General features: G+C 73.7%; 16 protein-coding genes. 9 read left to right on the forward strand and 7 right to left on the reverse strand.

Translation table 11 applies throughout. The features are described 5' to 3' along the window. Positions 1–20: 20 nt before the first annotated feature. Together ACZ5FU_RS06430 and ACZ5FU_RS06435 are read right to left on the reverse strand one after the other, a co-directional pair. A complete protein-coding gene (locus ACZ5FU_RS06430) occupies positions 21–497 on the reverse strand; it encodes a roadblock/LC7 domain-containing protein (RefSeq protein WP_451526905.1) in 477 nt (158 codons plus the stop codon). Then, a complete protein-coding gene (locus ACZ5FU_RS06435) occupies positions 494–3286 on the reverse strand; it encodes a sensor histidine kinase (RefSeq protein WP_451526906.1) in 2793 nt (930 codons plus the stop codon). The genes ACZ5FU_RS06430 and ACZ5FU_RS06435 overlap by 4 nt, the downstream gene beginning before the upstream one ends. A gap of 396 nt (positions 3287–3682) precedes the next feature. Here ACZ5FU_RS06435 and ACZ5FU_RS06440 point away from each other — a divergent pair, with 396 nt between their 5' ends. The 3 genes from ACZ5FU_RS06440 to ACZ5FU_RS06450 are packed head-to-tail and all read left to right on the forward strand — an operon-like array spanning position 3683 to position 7141. Further along, positions 3683–4636 (forward strand): ABC transporter substrate-binding protein, encoded by a 954-nt coding sequence (locus tag ACZ5FU_RS06440; protein ID WP_451526907.1) that lies wholly within the window; start codon positions 3683–3685, stop codon positions 4634–4636. Positions 4637–4646: 10 nt separating this feature from the next. Then, entirely contained in the window at positions 4647–6677 is a 2031-nt protein-coding gene (locus tag ACZ5FU_RS06445) for an aromatic amino acid ammonia-lyase (RefSeq protein WP_469044911.1), read from the forward strand. A 35-nt stretch (positions 6678–6712) separates the two neighbouring features. After that, positions 6713–7141, forward strand: coding sequence for an ankyrin repeat domain-containing protein (locus ACZ5FU_RS06450; protein ID WP_451779980.1), 429 nt, complete (start codon positions 6713–6715; stop codon positions 7139–7141). 156 nt (positions 7142–7297) lie between these two features. Here ACZ5FU_RS06450 and ACZ5FU_RS06455 read toward each other — a convergent pair whose 3' ends face one another. Then, the gene (locus ACZ5FU_RS06455) at positions 7298–7717 is read right to left on the reverse strand and encodes a DUF6114 domain-containing protein (RefSeq protein WP_468646536.1); all 420 of its coding nucleotides are present in this window, start codon (positions 7715–7717) and stop codon (positions 7298–7300) included. Then, on the reverse strand, positions 7714–8382 hold the full coding sequence (locus ACZ5FU_RS06460; protein WP_451526911.1) for a DUF6230 family protein: 669 nt from the start codon (positions 8380–8382) through the stop codon (positions 7714–7716). Before ACZ5FU_RS06460 ends, ACZ5FU_RS06455 begins: the two co-directional genes overlap by 4 nt. 672 nt (positions 8383–9054) lie before the next feature. On the opposite strand from ACZ5FU_RS06460, the gene ACZ5FU_RS06465 reads away from it, so the two are divergent. Continuing rightward, entirely contained in the window at positions 9055–9693 is a 639-nt protein-coding gene (locus ACZ5FU_RS06465) for a Tat pathway signal sequence domain protein (protein ID WP_451526912.1), read from the forward strand. Positions 9694–9792: 99 nt separating this feature from the next. Here ACZ5FU_RS06465 and ACZ5FU_RS06470 read toward each other — a convergent pair whose 3' ends face one another. Beyond that, the gene (locus ACZ5FU_RS06470; protein WP_451526913.1) at positions 9793–10755 is read right to left on the reverse strand and encodes a lytic polysaccharide monooxygenase auxiliary activity family 9 protein; all 963 of its coding nucleotides are present in this window, start codon (positions 10753–10755) and stop codon (positions 9793–9795) included. A 249-nt stretch (positions 10756–11004) separates the two neighbouring features. Beyond that, positions 11005–11655 carry a ScbR family autoregulator-binding transcription factor gene (locus ACZ5FU_RS06475; RefSeq protein ID WP_451526914.1) on the reverse strand — a complete coding sequence of 217 codons (651 nt, stop codon included), beginning with the start codon at positions 11653–11655 and terminating at the stop codon, positions 11005–11007. A gap of 181 nt (positions 11656–11836) precedes the next feature. Between ACZ5FU_RS06475 and ACZ5FU_RS06480 the strand changes: the two genes are divergently transcribed. From ACZ5FU_RS06480 to cyc2, 4 genes are all read left to right on the forward strand, one after another. After that, positions 11837–12745, forward strand: coding sequence for a ScbA/BarX family gamma-butyrolactone biosynthesis protein (locus ACZ5FU_RS06480; protein WP_451526915.1), 909 nt, complete (start codon positions 11837–11839; stop codon positions 12743–12745). Positions 12746–12813: 68 nt separating this feature from the next. Further along, entirely contained in the window at positions 12814–13467 is a 654-nt protein-coding gene (locus ACZ5FU_RS06485) for a ScbR family autoregulator-binding transcription factor (protein WP_451526916.1), read from the forward strand. A 198-nt stretch (positions 13468–13665) separates the two neighbouring features. After that, a complete protein-coding gene (locus tag ACZ5FU_RS06490) occupies positions 13666–14850 on the forward strand; it encodes a damage-control phosphatase ARMT1 family protein (protein ID WP_451781778.1) in 1185 nt (394 codons plus the stop codon). Between the two features lie 134 nt (positions 14851–14984). Continuing rightward, positions 14985–17147 (forward strand): germacradienol/geosmin synthase Cyc2, encoded by a 2163-nt coding sequence (gene cyc2, locus ACZ5FU_RS06495; RefSeq protein ID WP_451526918.1) that lies wholly within the window; start codon positions 14985–14987, stop codon positions 17145–17147. A 97-nt stretch (positions 17148–17244) separates the two neighbouring features. Here cyc2 and ACZ5FU_RS06500 read toward each other — a convergent pair whose 3' ends face one another. Further along, entirely contained in the window at positions 17245–18000 is a 756-nt protein-coding gene (locus ACZ5FU_RS06500; protein WP_451526919.1) for a phosphodiesterase, read from the reverse strand. A 191-nt stretch (positions 18001–18191) separates the two neighbouring features. On the opposite strand from ACZ5FU_RS06500, the gene ACZ5FU_RS06505 reads away from it, so the two are divergent. Further along, complete coding sequence (locus ACZ5FU_RS06505; protein WP_451526920.1) at positions 18192–19319, forward strand: aminopeptidase P family protein; 1128 nt, start codon at positions 18192–18194, stop codon at positions 19317–19319. Positions 19320–19351 lie beyond the last annotated feature (32 nt).

Genomic DNA, 19351 nt, shown 5'->3' on the forward strand with positions numbered 1-19351 from the left:
TCTGGACCGGCGGTGGACGCTCAGCGCGACCTGGTGGCGCCGACGCTGTTCTTCAGCTCCAGCACGAGCTGCGGGCTGAGCGCGGTACCGGCCCGGTTGGCGAACACGGTCATCTCGTAGGCGATGTTGCCCAGCTTGGCCTCCTTGTCGGTGACCACGCCGAGCACGGCGCCGCTGCCGATCGCGGAGACCAGCACGTGGCCGCCCTCCAGATCGATGATGACCTTGTTCAGGCCGCCCAGGCCGTAGTTGCCGGAGGCGCCGGCGGCCAGGCTCGTGATGCCGGAGACGATCGCGGCCAGCCGCTCGGAGTCGGCGTGCTCACGCAGCTCCGACACGGCGATCAGCAGGCCGTCGGTGGACACCGCGATGGCGTCCACGACTCCGGCCGTCTCGTTGGCGAAACGGTTGAGCAGCCAGGTGAAGTCGGCTGCGGCGGCCCGCAGGTCGGTCGGCGTGGCGTCTCCCGCGGGAGTGCCTCCTGTCGACGTGCTCACTGCTCGGCTCCTTCCGGAAGGTGGTTCTGGCGGTGCGTGGTGTTCCGGTCGTCGGTCTCGGGGTCGGTCGTACGGCCGTCGGGCCCGGCGTCGCCGGGCAGCGCGCGACCGCCGTCGGGGCGGGGATGCTCGCCGGTGTCGAGGTGGGCGCGTTCCACGGCCGCCTCGAACTCCTCCAGCGCGCTGCGGACGGCGTCCGCGTCGGCGGGCGGGGGCGCCGCCCGCAGCGCGGCCTGCCGGTCGGCGGCCTCCGCGGTGGTCCGCAGCGTGGCACCGCGGACCCGGCGGCGCAGGGGACGGGCCCCGTCGTGCGCGGGGTCCGCCGCCGGACGGGGCGCGCTCCCGCCGTCGTGGGTGCTGGCCGCGGCCTCCCCGGCACCCGGCGCGGCGTCCCCGGCACGGGTCGTCGGGCGTACGGCGCCGTCGGCGGGCTCCGCCGCGGCGGGCCGGCCGGCGTGCGGCGCGGGCTCCGCCGTACGGTCGTGGACCGTCGGCTCCTCGGTACGGGGTCCGGTGGCGGGCGGGGACGCGGCCCCGGCCTCCGGCTCCGCCGCTGCCCCCGTTCCGGTCCCGGCCGGCTCGCGCCGGGGGACCCGGCGGGGGAGCGGGCCGGCGTCCTCGCCGCCGTCCGTCGCCGCCCAGGCCGGCACGGAGGCCGCCCGGGAGGGGCCGCCCGCCGGGACCGGGGTCTTCGCGCCGGACGCCGTACCGGCTGTCGTACCGGAGGGGAGCGCCGCCGTCGCGGGCGCCGGGCCCTGGAGGGCCGTGCCGATCTGCGTCAGGAGCAGGCCGGAGGGGATGGCGACCTCCGCCGTCACGCCGCCGCCCGGGGTACGGGTCAGGGTGACGTCGATCTCCCAGCGACGGGCCAGCGCGCCGACCACGAACAGGCCGAGCACCTTGGTCGGGACGAGGTCGAGGCGTTCGCGGCGCACCAGACGGGCGTTCTCCTCGGCGAGCCGCTCGGCGCTCATGCCCAGACCGTGGTCGGCGACGGTGATCGTCGCGCCGTCGTCGCCGGGCCGGACCCGGACCTCGACGGGGCTGCCCTCGGGGGAGAACGACACGGCGTTCTCCACGAGTTCGGCGATCATCAGGGTCAGGTCGCCGATGATGTCGGGCTCGACCATGACCTCGGTGCCGGCGTACAGCTGCACCCGCTGGAAACCCTCGATCTGGCCGAGCGCGGCGCGGACCACGTTGGTGAGCGCGGACGGCCCGGAGTCGAGCACGGTCTCGCGGATGCCGGCCAGCAGCATCAGGCTGTCGGCGTTGCGGCGCAGCCGGACCGCGATGTGGTCGATGGAGTAGAGGCGTTCGAGCAGCGCCGGGTCGGTCTCGCCGCGCTCCACCGCGTCGATCAGCGCGAGCTGGCGGGTCGTGAGGTTGCTGACGCGGCGCCCCACGTTGCCGAACATCTCGGCCACGTTGCGCCGGCTGACCACCTGGCGCTCCAGCAGCGCGGCCGCGGTCGTCTGGACGTTGTTGAAGGCCTCGGCGAGCGCGCCGATCTCGTCGTCGGCGGTGACGGGCAGCTCGCGCAGCCGCGGCGGCCCGCTCTCCTCGGCGTCGTCGTCGGCCACCCGGGCCAGTTCGCGCCCGGCGATGTCCGCGACCTCCTGCGCGGCCCCGGTCAGGGCCAGCACCGGGCGGATCACGGAGCGGCGCACCAGCGCCGCCAGCGCGATCCAGGTGGCGAAGCCCAGCAGCGCCAGGGTCAGCAGCAGGGCCGCGCGCCACTCGGCGGCGGTGTCGGCGTCGTCGGCCCGGTCGGCGATCTGGTCGATGAGCGAGGTGGTGATCCCCAGCCGGGTCTCGGCCTGCTCGTTGTAGCGGTGGTAGGAGTCCAGCGCCTCACGGAACGCGACGCGGATCTCGTTCTTGGACTCGGCCTGCAACGCGCTCGGGTCGACGGCGAGTTCGGCGTAGTGCCGGCCGATGACCGCCTGCGCCGGGTTGTGCTCGATGTCGCCGAGCAGGTCCGTCTGCGCCTCGGTGGCGAAGCGGGCGAAACGTTCGGCCTGGTAGGTGTACAGCTCGTGGGAGCCGACCGCGCCGGTGAACTCGATGAGGGCGTTGCTGTCACCGGTCCGCGCGGAGAACACGCCGGTCTCGTAGGCGCCGTGGGCCGCGTCGGCCCGCAGCAGCGAGTCGAGCAGGTTGCCGGTGAAGGTGGTGGCGAGGGCGGTGTTGCGGTCCAGGCCGAGGCCGTCGATGAGGCCGTCGGCGGCCCCCGAGTACGCCGGGTCGATGTTGTCGGCGGGCAGGTACCCCTGCTCGATGGTGTCCCGCAGGCCGGCCAGGCTCTCGACCTCGCGCAGCGCCTGCGCCTCGGTTTCCGGCAGCCGGTCGCCGAAGGTGTCGCGCACTCTCTGGACCTGGGCGTCGACGGCGAGCTGGGCGACCCGGTAGGTGGAGGTGGAGGGCGTGCCCCCGTCGAAGGACGCCTCGTACCGCACGGACAGCAGGACGGCCTGCTGGTGCTCGGCCTGCACGTCGGCGACCAGCTGGGCCACCTCGGCGCTGTCCCGGACCAGTTGGGCGGCCGTCTCGGCGTGGTCGGACTCCTCCACCAGGTCGGTGATGACCCACGTCAGCAGCAGGGCGATCACCGCCAGCGGGACGCCGACGAGGATGTTGAGCTTGCGCTGGAAGGGCCACCGGTCGACGAGACCCCGCAGCCCCCGGCGTACGGACGAGCCCGCCGGCCGTCGGGGTCCCCCCTGCCCGGACCGCTCGTGCGAAGCCGAGCGACGGGGGGAGGACGCGTCCACCTCGGTCGTGGACACCGGGCCTCCTTCATGAGGTCGTGCGCACCGCGCGACGCACGCTTCTGTCCGATTGTGATCGATGTTCCCGGCAACCCGGTCGGGTGCGCGACCGCACCACACGGGGTGCGTCACGGGACCGGAGCGGCCCCCGCACACCGCTGTGACCGACGCCGACTGCGGCGAGACTATCGTCTCTTCGATCGATCACGTGCGTGGCCCTACGTCAAGAATCCATTACAAAGCGCCGCCGTCAGGGTGTCGTACTGGCCTTTCCCTCTTCACGAACCATCACAACCGGTCGCGCATCGAAGCCAATCGGTGACCCGGCTGCACTTGACTCGCGGAGAACGCGCTGGATTGGATCAGACGGAGCGTTCGTTCTCTCCACCAACCTCCGAGCCCGGAACGGCAGACGTGACTTCCAACGCCCACAGCAGCAGGTCCCTCAGGAACCACCCAGGCGCGGCGGCCGTCGCGCTCGCCGCGATGACGGCCCTGCTGGCGGGTTGTTCCTCCTCCGACGACGGCGACCCGCTCTCCGAGGACAAGGCCGCCGGCGACACCGTCGTCGTCGGCTCCAACAACTTCGCCGAGAGCATCCTGCTGGCCGACATCTACGGCGAGGCCCTCAAGGCCAAGGACATCAAGGTGTCCTACAAGCCCAACATCGGCAGCCGTGAGACCACTTACGGCCTGCTCAAGAACGGTTCCATCACCGTCCTGCCCGAGTACAACGGCTCGCTGCTGGCCTACCTCGACGCCAAGGCCGAGCAGAAGTCGCTCGAGGCGGTCAACGCGGCGGCCAAGGCCAAGCTCGACCCCAAGCTGACCCTGCTGGAGTCCTCGCCCGCCGAGGACAAGGACTCCGTCACGGTCAACGCGGCCACCGCGAAGAAGTACGACCTCACCGCGCAGTCCACCCTCGCCGACCTCAAGGACGTCGCCCCCGACCTGGTCCTCGGCGGTTCGCCCGAGTTCCAGACCAGGCAGCAGGGCATGGTCGGCCTGGAGGCGGTGTACGGACTGAAGTTCAAGTCCTTCAAGGCGCTGGACGCCGGCGGCCCGCTGACCCAGGCCGCGCTGAAGAAGAACACCGTGCAGGCCGCGGACCTCTTCACCACCGACCCGACCATCACCAAGGAGAAGTTCGTCGTCCTCCAGGACCCGGAGAACCTCTTCGGGTTCGCGAACGTGACGCCGCTGGTCTACAAGAGCGGGCTCTCCCAGGAGGGCGTCGACGCGCTCAACGCGGTCTCCGCCAAGCTCGACACCAAGACCCTGCTGGACCTGGACTCCCAGGTGCAGCTGGAGAGCAAGGACCCGCTGGACGTGGCCAAGGCCTGGCTGAAGTCCGTCGGCCTGGGCTGACCCGTCCGCGTTGGACACGACAGCACACCGGGTCGTCCTGGACGGCACCACCCTCACCGTCGGCGGGCTGATCGCGCTCGCCGACGGTGCGGCCGTACCCGTCCTGGCGCCCGAGGCACGGGAGCGGGCCGCGCGTTCCTTCCGCGCCGGACGCCGGCTGGCCGCCGCCGGGCGGCTGTACGGCCGCGGCACCGGCGTCGGCGCGCACCGCGCGGTGTCCGTCGACGCCGACGACGAGACCGCGCACGGGCTGCGCCTGCTGCGCAGCCACGCGGGCGGCGCGGGCGCTCTGCTGCCCGCCCGCCAGGTCCGCGCGATGCTCGCGATCCGCGCCAACCAGCTCCTCGCCGGCGGCTCCGGCATCCACCCTTCCTTCGTCGACGCCCTCACCGAGGCCCTCCGTCTCGGTGTCCACCCCGCCGTCAACGAGTACGGCGCCGTCGGCACCGGTGACCTGACCGCCCTCGCCCAGACGGGCCTGACCCTCCTGGGTGAACGCCCCTGGCTGGAAAGCGAGTCGGCCGGTCCGCGGGGGACGGGCGTCCCGGTCCGGACGGGCGGCGCTCCGGCCCGGACGGGCGGCGTGCCCGGGGACCGCACCGGCGGTGGGGACGGGGCGACCGTCCACGGCGGGGGCGAGGACATCCCCGACGGCTCGTACGAGGCGTACGCCGACGGCGGGGACGAAAGCCTGATCGGCGCGGGCCGCGCCAGGACCGAGGGGGTCCCCGCACCGGGCGGCATCGTGCCGGGCGGCACCGCACCGGGCGGCATCGTGCCGGACGGCACCGTGTTCGGGAACCGGCCCGCGGGGACGGACGCGGTGGCGGAGGGTGTTGCGGTGTCCGCCGGTCCGGTGCTCGACGGCGTTCCCGCCCCCGCTCGTCCGGTGTTGGACGGTGTCTCCGCCCCCGCCGCTCCGGTGTTGGACGGTGTCTCCGCCCCCGCCGGTCCGGTGTTGGACGGTGTTCCCGCCCCCGCTCGTCCGGCGTTGGACGGTGTTCCCGCGCCCGCCGGTCCGGTGGACGCCGGCATCCCCGCGTCCGTCGGTCGGGTGGGCGCGGGCACCCCCGCGGGGGCCGGGTCCGCGTCCCGCGCCCTGCCCGCTCCCGTGGTCCTGCGTCCCGGTGACGCGCTCGCGCTGCTCAGCAGCAACGCGCTCGCGCTGGCGCAGGCCGCGCTCGGCCGCCACGAGGTGGACCGGCTGCTGCGGGCCACCCATGCCGTGGCGGCGCTGTCGCTGGCCGCGGTCTCCGGTTCGGCCGAGGCCTACGCCGCGCCCGTGCACGCCCTGCGCCCCTACCCCGGCGCCGCCCGCGCGGCCGCGGAGGTGCGGCGGCTGCTCGGGCTGCCGGACCGGCCGCGGGCCGGCGGGCGCCGCATCCAGGACCCCTACGGCTTCCGCGCCTTCCCCCAGGTCCACGGCTGCGCCCTCGACGCGTCGGAGCGGCTGCGCGAAGTCCTCGAGGTCGAGATCAACTCGGCTTCCGAGAACCCCCTCCTGTCTTCCGACGGCACCGCGGCCCACCACCACGGCGGCTTCTTCGCCGCCCCCCTGGGACACGCCCTGGAGACGGTGAACCTGACCCTGCTCCAGACCGCCCAGCTCTCGGCGGCGCGCCTGACCGCGCTCGGCGACCCCGGTCTCACCGGCCTGCCCGCGTTCCTCGCCGCCGGCCCCGCCAGCAGCTCCGGCACGATGATCCTGGAGTACACCGCCAACTCCGCCCTGGCGGAGATGCGTTCCTGTGCCGCTCCCGCCTCCGTCGGCCACGCCGTCCTCTCGCACGGCCTGGAGGAGGCCGCCAGCTTCGCCGGTCAGGCCGCTCGCCAGACGCTGCGCGCGGCGCAGGCGTACCGCACGGTCCTCGGCTGCGAACTCGTAGCCGCCGTAAGGGCGTTGCGGATGCACCCGATGCCTCCCGCGGCCGACGTCCTCACCGTGGCGGCCGGCGCCCTGCCCGACGGGACCGAGGACCGCCCGCTGACCGGCGACGTGACGGCCGCGGCCGAACTGCTGTCCCTGCTCGCGCAATTGTGAGCGCCGGTTCCCGCACCCCGTTAGCCTCGGCGGACATGAACAGGCGGAGGCAGAAGAAACTGGCCGGGAAACTGGTCACCGCGGCGTTGCTGGACGAGGGTGCCCGGGTCGACGCACTACTGCGGGCCGGTGCCGATCCCGCGGCGGCCGACCGCGACGGCACCACCGCGCTGTACGTCGCCTCCGTCCAGGGCTCGGCCGGCATCGTCCGCAGGCTGCTGGAGGCGGGCGCACCGCCCGACGCGGAGAGCGACGGGCCCGGTTCGCAGGGCACGCCGCTGTGCGCGGCCGCCTGCTGGGGGCACACCGAGACGGTCCGCGCCCTGCTCGCCCACGGCGCCGATCCCGGCCTGCGCGAGGACCGGGGCACGGGCCGGACGCCGCTGGAGTGGGCGCGGCAGGGCCCGCACCCCGGGACGATCGCCGTACTGAGCGCCGCGGGGGCGGCCGCCGCCCCGCGCTGACGGGCCGCCGACGGGCCCCGCACCGCCGGGGCGCTGCCGGGCCGCCGCCCGCCGCACCCGGCGGGCGCGGTGCGGGGCGGCGACCGAAAGGGGCCGGGGCGATCCCCGTCGACGGTGGATCGCCCCGGCCCCTCGGTGAGCCCCGTGGAATCCCGCTCAGGCGGGTTTCCCGGCCTCCAGCGGCGGCCCCTCGGCCGCCCGTGCCTCCTTGCGCCGCTGCCTGCGGACCTTGCGCGACTCCTGGTCCGGGAGCCACCCGAAGGCCAGGCAACTGCCCACGACCCCGAGGAGCAGGCCGACGAGGAAGCCGCCGAGGTTCGAGGTGGGCCACGTCCCGAGGGACAGCAGGACGCCGATGATCGAGTAGAACAACCGCTGGGCCGGGTTGAACAGGAGCAGCAGCCCGATCAGCACCATGAGGGTCGGCAGGAGGTAGCCGGCCAGGCCCTGCATGCCGATGTGCAGGATCACCGGAAGCGGTGCCTTCATGGTCACCAGGATCTCCGCACCGCCCAGCACGAGCAGCAGACCGCCCGGGAAGGGCCGGCGCGCGGTCCACCGGCGGAAGCCGTTCACTGCGGGCAGCCTTCGCCCCCGAACCGCATGTGCAGGCCGGGCAGCTTGAACACGGCGGCGGTGGCGGCGTAGTTGTGCTGGTACAGGTCGGTGATGACGACCTTGTCCGCCTGCTGGCCGTAGACGCCCGGCAGACCGCGGGTGCCGACCTTGTCGAAGGTGCTGGCGTCGCGGCCGATCTCGATGTTGTTGAACGCGGCGTTGCCGGTGATGTCGTCCGAGTCGATGGCCAGGTTCTCCACGCTCACCTTGTCGCCCTTGTCGCCGGCGGTGAGCACGAGCTGGATGCCGCCGAGGTCGACGCTCTGGCACATGTTGGTCAGCTTGCCCGACTTCACCACCGAGGTGACGACCAGGACCTGGCCGCCGGTGTCGCCCTCGTTGGGGCTGTTCTCGATCATGTGGTCCAGCGAGCCGAACTGAGCGAAACCGTCTCCCTCGAGCCTGTCGGCGGTCACCACGAACGGCATGCCGGAGATCGCGAACTGCACACCCAGGGCTCCCTGGGCGGTGAGCACGGCGAGACCGGCGGTGACGAGGGTCGCGGGCACGGCCATCACGGCGGCCCGACGCAGCCGGACCCGGCCGCGCCTTTCTGCGGAACCGCTTTCCGGGTTCCCGGGGGTGTTCTCGGCGGACGACGTGACGTCCGAGGACGAGGCCATGTCTGCTCCCATGGGCATAGGCATGCGGGTCGGGCTTCAGCGGCGCGTTGTCCTGGCGCGGACAGCGCCTGCCGCGTACGTCTCCTCGCGACTCCCGGAAGCCGCAAGGGCTTTCTCGTTACGCGTCAGTAGCCTTCGAGGAAGTTACCGATGGTTACACCACAGGGTCAAGGGAGATGTGGAAAAAGGGTGAGCGAAACGTGCCGCTCGCGGGCCGGTGCCCCCAGGCGCTTCCGCATATATCTGTGAACCCGTCAACTTCTGCGTGATGCCTTGACGTTGACGGAGCATCAGGTCTACAACTCTCGGTGACTCAGCCCGGATCCGTGGCGCCGGATCCGCAGCGCGGCGAGCAGCTCTCCGCGCTCCCGGACCCGGTCCGGCCGTCCCCGAAAGCCGGCGGCCGGACCTCCCGTCAGAACGGGTACGACCGCCCGGGCATCCAGCACGGGCCCCCTCGCGCCCCGAGTCCGATCCCCGTCCGGCGCCGCCACGGCCGTCTCCCCCCTGCCGGCCGTGTCCGCCGCCGTCCGCGCTGCCGGTCCGTCACGTACGGAGAAGACGTTCCGGCCCGGCAGCGGGCGGGTGTCGACCCGCGCCCCGCACCTCCCCCGAGCACACCTCTCGGAACACCCTCCGAGAGCACCCCCACCCGAGAAACGAGGCACCCGCATGCGCACTCGCCCTCTCCTCGCCCTCGCCGGCACCGTCGCGGCCCTCTCGCTGACGGCGGTCGCCCCGGCCTCCGCCGCCGGCCCGGCCGTCCTCACCACGGCCGGCGGCGACGTCGCGATCGGTGACGTCCTCAACGCCTCCCTCGCGAGCGGCACCAACGCCACCCTCTACTCCTCCGCCACCGGCACCAGCGGCGTCTCCTGCGCCTCGTCGGGCTTCAGCGCCACCGTCACCGCCAACCCCACCGCGCCCGGCACGGCCACCGAGTCGCTCACCGCGCACACCTTCGGCAACTGCTCCGCGAACGTCGTCGGCGTGCTCGGCGTCACCAGCATCACGGTCAACAACCTGCCGTACAAAGCGTCCGTCTCCTCCGCCGGCACCCTCACCGTGACCCCGGCGGCCGGCTCCACCATCCAGACGACGGTCGTGCTGCGCACGCTCCTCGGCAGCATCAACTGCGTCTACAGGGCACCCAGCCTCACCGGTGTCGCGAGCAACACCGGCAACAGCATCACCTTCACCGCCCAGCCCTTCGCCAAGGCGTCCGGCTCGTCGCTCTGTTTCGCGAACGGCTACTTCACCGCCAAGTACGCCCCGGTGACCGACGCGGGCGCCGTCGTCACCGTCAACTGATCCGCCTCCCACGGGAGATCCGCGCGACCGCGGCGGCCACCACGACGGTGACCGCCGCGGAAGCGGAACGCAACCGAGGCCCGGAGACCGGGAACCGGTTCAGCGCCGTCGCAGGCGCAGGAGCAGGGCGGCGCCGCCGGTGAGCACCAGCGCGGCGGCGGCACCCCCCGCCAGCAGGGGCGCGGACGGCCCGGAGCCGGTCCCGGAGGCGGACGCCACCGGGGTGCTCGCCGGTGCGACGGCCGTCGGCGCGCCGGAGGCCGCCGTCGTCCCCCGGGCGGGGGCGGCGGACGCCGTCGTACCGGTCGCCGCGCCGGCCGGGGACCGCGGCGCACCGGCGGCCGTGGCCCTCGCGGACGGCGGGGGAGAGGCCGTCCCCTTCTCCGGGTTCTCCGGGTTCTCCGGGCTCTCGGGGGTCCCCGGGAACACCACGTCCGAGCACGAGTAGTAGGTGTCGGGCGTACTGCTGTTCTGCCAGACCGTGTACAGCACCTGGCGTCCCGTGCGGTCGGCGGGCAGTTTCGCCGTGAGCCGGTAGGCGCCGTCCCGCAGCGCCGGGTCCCTGACCTCGGCGAACGGCCGCTCGGGGAGATCGTCCCAGGTCAGGGGCTGTGAGGGGTCGTATCCAGGTTTCGTCAGGTAGAACCTGAACGTGCCCGTGTGCGGGATCGTCGAGACGTACGTCATGCGCAGCGTCCCGCCCGGCGCCAGACGGGTCGACGGCCAGTCGGAGCGCGCGAGGTCGAGCCCCCGGTAGGCGGGCAGACCGCCGCTGCACAACCGCCCGTCGGGGATCGTGCTCCGGTCGCGTCCGCCGACGTCCGCCACCCGCAGGTTGTCCCAGGCCGTGAAGGGCGCCCCGTTGGCGGCCACGGCCGCCCGGCAGGCGGCGGACCCGGCGGCCGGACCGCCGTCGGGGGAGCAGGCGTGGACCCGGCTGACCGGGTTCGTCGGCGCGCCGTGCGCCTGCGCGGGTCCGGCCGCCCCCAGCAGCACCGGCAGGGTCGGGCTCAGGACGGCGGCCGCCAGGGCGGCGGCGCGGTGTGCGGTCGTGCGGCGCATCGGGACGTCTCCTCGGCCGGCGCGGGAAGGGCTTCGCCGTGCAGTACGCGGCGGCGGCCCCGCGCGTTCACGGCGTCGGCGCCCCGCGCGCTCCCCGAGCGGATCCGCTCGTCCGCACCTCACTCGCCCCTGCCGGGGGCCGGGTTCCGGCCGGATCGAGGGTGTCCCCGGGTCCGAACGTCCTCCGCCCCGCCCGTGGTTCCGGCACGGCTGACCCGCGGGCGACCCCCGGCCCGCCGCGCGTGCGGATCAGGAAGCCACCCGCTGCTCCGGGGAGGCCAGCGCCCGCTCGCCCCGGTCGGCGCGGGCGTCGAGACCGGGGAGCAGACCGGGCACCGCGATGCTCGGCAGGATGTGCGCCCACATCACCGCCAGTCGGTCCCCGAGATCGGCGCGGTCGGTCAGCGCCCGGGACATCAACTGGATGCCCGTGAAGGTGCCCACCAACAGCTCGACCGTCTCCGCCGGCTTCACCGTCGGCAGCAACTCGCCCCGCTGGCGGGCCGCTTCCAGCAGTTCGGTCAGGGCCTGGGCCCACTGCCGGAACGGCTCGCCGTGATCCACCCCGGACGGCGTCTCCTGGTCCACCGCCAGCCGCACGCTGCCCCGCAGCAGGGCGTTGTCCCGCAGCCGGCTCGCCACCACGAAGGTCATGTCGACGATCTCCTGCAGCTTGCACGGCTGCGGCGGGACCGTTCCGAAGGGCACCTGCTCGTTCAGGACCGCCTGGGCGAGGGCCTCCTTCGACGCGAAGTGGAAGTACAGGGCACCCTTGGTGACCTGGGCGCGCTCCAGGACCATGGCGATGGTGGTGGAGGTGTAGCCGTGCTCGTCGAACACCGCGCCCGCCGCTTCCACGATCGCCCTGCGCGTCCTGATCGCGCGCTCCTGCTTCGCCATTGCGATCCCCTTCACGGCACCGAGCCGGGCGTCCCGCGCTCGGATGCGGGTTCGGTCCGATCATAGGATGCCGTCGACTGATCTCATTGAAAACAAACCGGTCGCCTCGTACTCTAACGCTCACCGAGCGGGTGGTTCGCCCGTCCGTCTTGGGCCTTCGGGGCACCGCAGGGGGAGAGAGATGACGCGACCGCGGCAGCTTGCCGACACGCCGTCCCTGACCGCAACCGTTCCGCGCCAGTTCGTCCACCGCGCCGCCGTCGCCGAGACCTTCCTCACCGACTGGCGGCGCACCGGCACCGACCGGTTCACGGTCTCCGCCCAGTGGCCGCGCGCGCACGTCCTGCACGTGGCGCCCGACTGGTCCGCGTACGACCCGCTGCTCGTCGTCGAAACGATTCGGCAGAGCGGCACCCTGGTCACCCACACCGAGTACGAGGTGCCGCTGGACCGGAAGTTCGTGCTGACCGAGTTTCAGGTCGACGTGGAACCGAAGGGGTTGGCGCTCGGCGCGCTGCCGGCCGAACCCGAGGTCGACCTCGTCTTCACCGACGTCCAGTACCGGGGCGGGCGGCCCGCCGCCGCCCGCTACACCGCGCACGTCCTGCGCGACGGCGCCCGCGTCGCCACCGCGGACGTCGCCTTCACCTGCGTCAGCGGGCCCGTCTACCGGCGACTGCGCGGCGGCCGCACGCCGGAGACCGTGACCGCCGTCCCCGTCCCGCCCGGGGTGTCCGCCGAGGCGGTCCGCCGGGCCCTGCCCGCGGACGTCGTCCTCGCGCCGGCCGACGCCGACCGGCCGGGCCGGCGGCAGCTGCGGGTAAATACCGCACACCCCGTTTTCTTCGATCATCCACTCGACCACGTCCCCGGCATGCTCCTGCTGGAGGCCGCCCGCCAGGCCGCCCTGCTCGAAACGCCGGGGGAACGGGTGCCGACGGCCTACCACGCCGTCTTCCACCGGTACGCGGAACTGGACGAACCCATCTGGATCGAGACGAAGGGCGGCCACGGGACCGACGTACAAGTGCTCGGTGTCCAAGGGGAGTCGACGGTCTTTGAATGTCTGGTAGGTACCGCCGGCGCGTGAACTGCTGTTTACTGGGGGTCAGAAACAAACGGCATGACCCGTTCTTTACGCCCAGGAGTGTCCAGTCGATGGCGAGGCAATTACGCGCGGAGCAGACCCGCACGACGATCATCAGGGCCGCAGCCGATCTGTTCGACCGGAACGGCTACGAATCGACCAGCCTCAGTGACATCGTCGAGCACGCCCGTGTCACCAAGGGCGCGCTCTACTTCCACTTCGCGGCCAAGGAGGACCTCGCCCAGGCCATCCTGGAGTTGCAGTCCCAGGCCGCGCGCCGGGTCGCCGGGGAGATCGACGACCGCGGCTACCCGGCCCTGGAGGCTCTCATGCGCCTCACCTTCGGCATGGCGCGGCTGTCGGTCGAGGGCCCCATCACCCGCGCCGGCCTGCGCCTGGCCACCGGCGGCGTCGCCGTACGGCCGCCCGTGCCCCACCCGTTCACCGAGTGGCTGGAGCTGATCTCGCGCCGGCTCGTCGGCGCGGTGCGGGAGTCCGACATCCACCAGGACGTCGACGTGGACGCCGTGGCCCACTCGCTGGTCTGTTTCTTCGTCGGCACCCGGGTGGTCGGCCGCTCCCGCGAACCCGGCGCCCGGCTGCCGCGCCGCATGGCCGAGATGTGGTACGTCCTCATCCGCGGCCTGGTCCCCGTCCCCCGCCGCCCCCGCTACCTGAGCCTGGCGGCCCGACTGGAACGGGAGGTCATGGCGGCGGCGGTGTGAGCCACCGCCTCCTTCCCCGTCCTCCCCGGCCGCGCCCGGTCCGCGGCGCGGCCGGCCCGTGGCGCATTCGGCCCGCGGCGTGCCCGGCCCGCGGCGCGGCGTGCCCGGCCCGCGGCGCGGCGTGCCCGGTCCGCGGCGCGGCCGGCCCCGCCGTCCGCACGCCCTTCGCCCCACCCGCCCCGCGATACCGTGATCCGCATGCCCGACACCCCCCTCCCGCCCGTGATCCACGGCGACGAGCCCGGCTCCTTCCCGCACGGCGTCCTCGCCGAACGGCACCCGGCGATCGTCCGGCGGGTACGGGACGCCTTCCCCTACGGCCCCGACGTCCGCCGCGCCCTGGACGCCCTGCTGGCGAACTGCGCCGGGGGCGTGATCGAGCCGCTCCCCGCCGACGCGCACGACCTCGACCGCTGGCGCGCCTGGGGCCTGGACGCGTACGCGGGCCGCTCCTGGTACGAGGTGCCCTGGCTGTGGTCGGAGAGCTACTTCTACCGGCTGCTCCTGGAGACCGTCGGCCACTTCCGGCCCGGCCCCTGGCAGGGACTCGACCCGTTCCGCCCGTTCAAGCTCGCCGAGCTGGACGCCCCCGCGACCGACGAGGAACTCGCCGCGCTCGACGCCCTCGAGGACCGCCCGGCGCCGGACCGGGAGCGGGCCCTGCTGCACGGCTCCCTGTGGGGCAACCGCGCCGACCTCGGCTTCCGCCTCTCCGACGCGGACGCCGAGGACCGGGCCGCCGTCCCCGCCCTGGTCGCCGACGACAGCGAGCGGCTGTGGACGCTGCTGGCGTCCCCGCGGGCCGCCGACGGCACCCTGTGCCTGGTCGCGGACAACGCGGGCCGCGAGCTGATCCCCGATCTGCTGCTCGCCGCCCACCTCCTCGCCCACCGGCGGATCGGCCGCGTCGTCCTGCACGTCAAGCCGTACCCCTACTACGTCTCGGACGCCACGACCGCCGACGTCGTCGACGCGCTGCGCCGCCTGACGGCCGCTCCGGGGGCGGCCGCCGGGTACGGGCGACGGCTGTGGGCGGCGATGACGGACGGCACCCTGACGGTCCGCGCCCACCCCTTCGCCGCCGCCCCGCTGCCGTACGAGCGGATGCCGGACGACCTGCGCGCCGAGTTCGCGGCCGCGACGCTGACCGTGGTGAAGGGCGACCTCAACTACCGCCGTCTGGTGGGCGACCGGCGGTGGCCGCCGACGACCCCCTTCGAGGACGTGACCGCGTACTTCCCCGGCCCGGTCGTGGCCCTGCGCACCCTCAAGTCGGACGTGATCACCGGACTCTCCGCCGACACCGAGGCCGCGCTGACCGCCGCCGAGGGACAGGGCTGGCGCACCGGCGGCACCCACGCGCTGATCCAGACCGGGAGGTGAGCACGGCGCGGACCGTCGCGCCGGCCCGCCGCCCGGGGCGCCCGATTCGCCGGTGTTCGCCCCGGGTTCACGCGATGGTGTGATCATGTCCCGCGCCACGGATGAGGGTTGATGCCCCCGGGTAGGGCCCGGCCATGACGCAGCCGTTCGAACTCCCGCACTTCTACCTGCCGCATCCCGCGCGGCTCAACCCGCACGTCGACGAGGCCCGCGCCCACTCGACGCGGTGGGCGCGCGACATGGGCATGCTGGAGGGCTCCGGGATCTGGGAGCAGGCCGACCTCGACGCGCACGACTACGGTCTGCTCTGCGCCTACACCCACCCCGACTGCGACGGCCCCGCCCTGTCGTTGATCACCGACTGGTACGTGTGGGTGTTCTTCTTCGACGACCACTTCCTCGACATGTTCAAGCGCACCCCCGACCGGGCGGCCGGCAAGGCCCACCTGGACCGGCTCCCGCTGTTCATGCCGCTCGACCCGTCGACTCCGGTACCGGAGCCGCGCAACCCGGTCGAGGCGGGCCTGGCCGACCTGTGGGCGCGCACCGTGCCGGCGATGTCCGCCGACTGGCGGCGCCGTTTCGCCGTCGCCACCGAACACCTCCTCAACGAGTCGATGTGGGAGCTGTCCAACATCGACGAGGGCCGGGTCTCCAACCCCGTCGAGTACATCGAGATGCGCCGCAAGGTGGGCGGCGCCCCCTGGTCGGCGGGGCTCGTGGAGTACGCGACCGCCGAGGTGCCGGCCGCCGTGGCCGGGACGAGGCCGCTCAGGGTGCTGATGGAGACCTTCTCCGACGCCGTGCACCTGCGCAACGACCTGTTCTCCTACCAGCGCGAGGTCGAGGACGAGGGCGAGCTGAGCAACGGGGTGCTCGTCCTGGAGACGTTCTTCGGCTGCACCACCCAGCAGGCCGCGGACACCGTCAACGACATCCTCACCTCCCGGCTCCACCAGTTCGAGCACACCGCCCTGACCGAAGTGCCGGCGCTGGCCCTGGAGAAGGGCCTGCGCCCGGACGAGACGGCCGCCGTCGCCGCCTACGCCAAGGGGCTCCAGGACTGGCAGTCCGGCGGCCACGAGTGGCACCTGCGCTCCAGCCGCTACATGAACGCCGAGGCGGCCTCCGCCTCGCCCTGGGAGAGACTGACCCGTCCCGGCACCTCCGCCGCCGACGTCGGCGCCCTGCTCGCCTCGGCCGCCCGGCAGAGGCTGCGCGCGTACACGCACGTGCCGTACCGCAAGGTCGGCCCGTCCCGGCTGCCTGATTTCCGCATGCCCTTCCCGGTGCGGCTGAGCCCGCACCTGGAGCGGACCCGGCGCGACCTGGTCGAGTGGGCGCGCCGCACGGGCATGCTGTCCGAAGGCGTGTGGGACGAGGACAGGCTCGCCTCGTGCGACCTGGCGCTGTGCTCGGCGGGCCTGGACCCCGACGCGACCCCCGAGGCCCTCGACCTCAGCGCCGGGTGGCTGGCGTTCGGCACCTACGGCGACGACTACTACCCGCTGGTGTACGGCCACCGCCGCGACCTGGCGGCGGCCAGGGCCACCACCGCCCGCCTCTCGGCCTGCATGCCCGTCGACGGCGAGGAGGCCCCCGTCCCCCTGAACGCCATGGAGCGGTCGCTGACCGACCTGTGGGCGCGCACGACCGCCGGCATGACCCCCGACCAGCGGCGCACCCTGCGCGCGGCGGTCGACAGCATGACGGAGAGCTGGGTGTGGGAGCTGTCCAACCAGCTCCAGAACCGCGTCCCCGACCCCGTCGACTACCTGGAGATGCGGCGCGCCACCTTCGGCTCCGACCTCACCCTGAGCCTGTGCCGCATGGGCCGGGGCCCGGCCGTCCCGCCGGAGGTGTACGCCAGCGGCCCGGTCCGCTCACTGGAGAACGCGGCCGTCGACTACGCCTGCCTGCTCAACGACGTCTTCTCGTACCAGAAGGAGATCGAGTACGAGGGCGAGATCCACAACGCGATCCTCGTCGTGCAGAACTTCTTCGGCTGCGACTACCCGGCCGGGCTCGGCGTCGTCCATGACCTGATGACCCAGCGCATGCGGCAGTTCGAGCATGTGATCGCTCACGAACTGCCGGTCCTGTACGACGACTTCGACCTGTCGGCGCAGGCCCGCGACGCCATGGACGGATACGTGGAGGACCTCCGGAACTGGCTGGCCGGCATCCTCAACTGGCACCGTTCGGTGGACCGTTACACCTCCGCCTACCTGGCCCGCCGGTCCCACGGTTTCCTGCCCGACCGGCCGCCGGCCGTCCCCGCGCTGCCGATCGGCTGACGGCCGGGCCGACCGCGCCTCGTCACCGGTCGGCTCCGTCGACCGCACCCCGTCGCCGGTCGGCCGGCGGCTCGCGCCGCGCGAGTGCCCGCCCGCGTCAGACCACCGCGCGGAAGTGGCTCGTGAGCCGCCGCTCGTCGTCCAGGACGTGGAAAGCGAGCCCGACCGGCGCCTCCCGGTCGGCGATCTGCTCGCCCTCCCAGGGCAGCCGGAGCGTCCACGTCACGCCGGGGCCCACCACCAGCGGCCGTCCGGCGAAGACGGTGGCGGCCGGGGTGTGGGCGTGGCCCGTGATGATCCCGGCGATCTCCGGCCGCCGTCCGAGCAGCGCCGCCAGCCGGTCCGGGTCGTCCAACCGGTAGGAGTCGGGCAGCGGGTGGTGCACCGCCACCGGCGGGTGGTGGAAGGCGAGCAGCGCCGGCACGTCCCCGTCCAGCTCGTCGAGGGTCTCCTCGATCCAGGCGTACGTCTCGTCCGCCAGGGCCCCCTCGTCCTCGCCCGGGATGCTGGAGTCGCACATCAGGACCGCGCCGCCGTCGAACACCTGGACGCTGTTGACCGGCCCGTCGGAGGCCGGCAGGCCGAGGAGGGCCTTGCGGTAGGGGGCGCGGCGGTCGTGGTTGCCGGGGCAGGTGAGCACCGGCCGGGGGGCGTCGGAGCCCCGGGTCCCGAGGATGCGGGCGGCCTCCTCGTACTCGGCCTCCGTCCCGTGGTCCGCGATGTCCCCGGTGACCAGCAGCGCGTCCACCCGCCCCGGCAGGTCGCGGAGCCGGTCGCACGCCCGCTCGGCGCGCTCGGTGGCACGGGTGCTGCCGTCCAGGTGCAGATCACTGAGGTGAGCGAGTACGAGCACGGTGCCGGCCTCCCGGGGTGGATTAATGCTTATGGGGCATCCAATCATTAGGCCGTGGGGCCGGGCAATCCATTCGCCCGGGGAACGGCGGGGCGGCATTCCCCGCGACATCCCGCCGATCGGGTCGCGCCGCCCCTGCTGACCGGGCAGGATGCTGCCCGTAGTCACCACGTCCTGACAGGGAGACCCGGATGACCGGCCGCACGCCCGCGCGCTTCACCGCCGACGACTACCGGGCCCGCATGGAGCGGGCCGTGCACGCGGCCGGCGAGGCGGGGCTGGCCGGGCTGCTCGTGGCACCGGGCCCGGACCTGGTCTGGCTCACCGGCTACGCGCCCCCCGCGGTCACCGAACGGCTCACCCTGCTCGTCCTCACGCCCGACCGCGACCCCGTCCTCGTCGTCCCGGCCCTGGAGGCCCCCGACGCGGCCGAGGCGACCGGGGCCCCCGCGCTCACCCTGCGGGACTGGACCGACGGCAAGGACCCCTACGCCGTCACCACCGCGCTCCTCGGCGCCGGCGGACGGTTCGGCGTCAGCGACAACGCCTGGGCGATGCACCTGCTCAACCTGCAGAAGGCCCTCCCGGACAGTTCCTACGCCTCCCTCACCGAGGCCCTGCCGATGCTGCGCGCCGTCAAGGACGCGGCCGAACTGGAACTGATGGCCGCCGCGGGGGCCGCCGCCGACGCGGCGTTCGAGGAGATCCGCGGAGTCCCCTTCGCCGGGCGCAGGGAGTCCGAGGTCGGCGCCGACCTCGCCGGCCTGCTCCGCCGCTTCGGCCACTCCCAGGTCGACTTCACCATCGTCGCCTCGGGACCGAACGGCGCCAACCCGCACCACGAGGTCGGCGACCGCGTCATCGAGCACGGCGACATGGTGGTCCTCGACTTCGGCGGCCTGAAGGACGGCTACGGCTCCGACACCTCCCGCACCGTCCACGTCGGCGAGCCCACCGACGAGGAGCGCCGGGTCCACGACCTCGTCCGCGAGGCCCAGGAGGCGGGCTTCTGCGCCGTACGGCCCGGCGTGGCCTGCCAGGAGGTCGACCGGGCCGCCCGCGCCGTCATCGCCGACGCCGGGTACGGCGAGTACTTCATCCACCGCACCGGCCACGGCATCGGCGTCACCACCCACGAGCCGCCGTACATGATCGAGGGCGAGGAGCAGCCCCTCGTCCCCGGCATGTGCTTCTCCGTCGAGCCGGGCGTCTACCTCCCCGGCCGGTTCGGGGTGCGCATCGAGGACATCGTCACCGTCACCGCGGACGGCGGCCGCCGCCTCAACGACACGACCCGCGAGATGGTCATGGTCGACTGACCCCCGCAGGAGAGTCCCGGCACCCACCCGAA

The organism is Streptomyces sp. NPDC031554, from assembly GCF_055580685.1.

Excerpts from the sequence above, each read along its gene's own strand:
- ACZ5FU_RS06475 (WP_451526914.1), bottom strand. The coding sequence starts at position 11,655 with ATGGCGAAGCAGGAGCGCGCGATCAGGACGCGCAGGGCGATCGTGGAA.
- ACZ5FU_RS06470 (WP_451526913.1), bottom strand. The coding sequence starts at position 10,755 with ATGCGCCGCACGACCGCACACCGCGCCGCCGCCCTGGCGGCCGCCGTC.
- ACZ5FU_RS06490 (WP_451781778.1), top strand. The coding sequence starts at position 13,666 with ATGCCCGACACCCCCCTCCCGCCCGTGATCCACGGCGACGAGCCCGGC.
- ACZ5FU_RS06480 (WP_451526915.1), top strand. The coding sequence starts at position 11,837 with ATGACGCGACCGCGGCAGCTTGCCGACACGCCGTCCCTGACCGCAACC.
- ACZ5FU_RS06450 (WP_451779980.1), top strand. The coding sequence starts at position 6,713 with ATGAACAGGCGGAGGCAGAAGAAACTGGCCGGGAAACTGGTCACCGCG.
- ACZ5FU_RS06485 (WP_451526916.1), top strand. The coding sequence starts at position 12,814 with ATGGCGAGGCAATTACGCGCGGAGCAGACCCGCACGACGATCATCAGG.
- ACZ5FU_RS06465 (WP_451526912.1), top strand. The coding sequence starts at position 9,055 with ATGCGCACTCGCCCTCTCCTCGCCCTCGCCGGCACCGTCGCGGCCCTC.
- cyc2 (WP_451526918.1), top strand. The coding sequence starts at position 14,985 with ATGACGCAGCCGTTCGAACTCCCGCACTTCTACCTGCCGCATCCCGCG.
- ACZ5FU_RS06505 (WP_451526920.1), top strand. The coding sequence starts at position 18,192 with ATGACCGGCCGCACGCCCGCGCGCTTCACCGCCGACGACTACCGGGCC.
- ACZ5FU_RS06460 (WP_451526911.1), bottom strand. The coding sequence starts at position 8,382 with ATGGCCTCGTCCTCGGACGTCACGTCGTCCGCCGAGAACACCCCCGGG.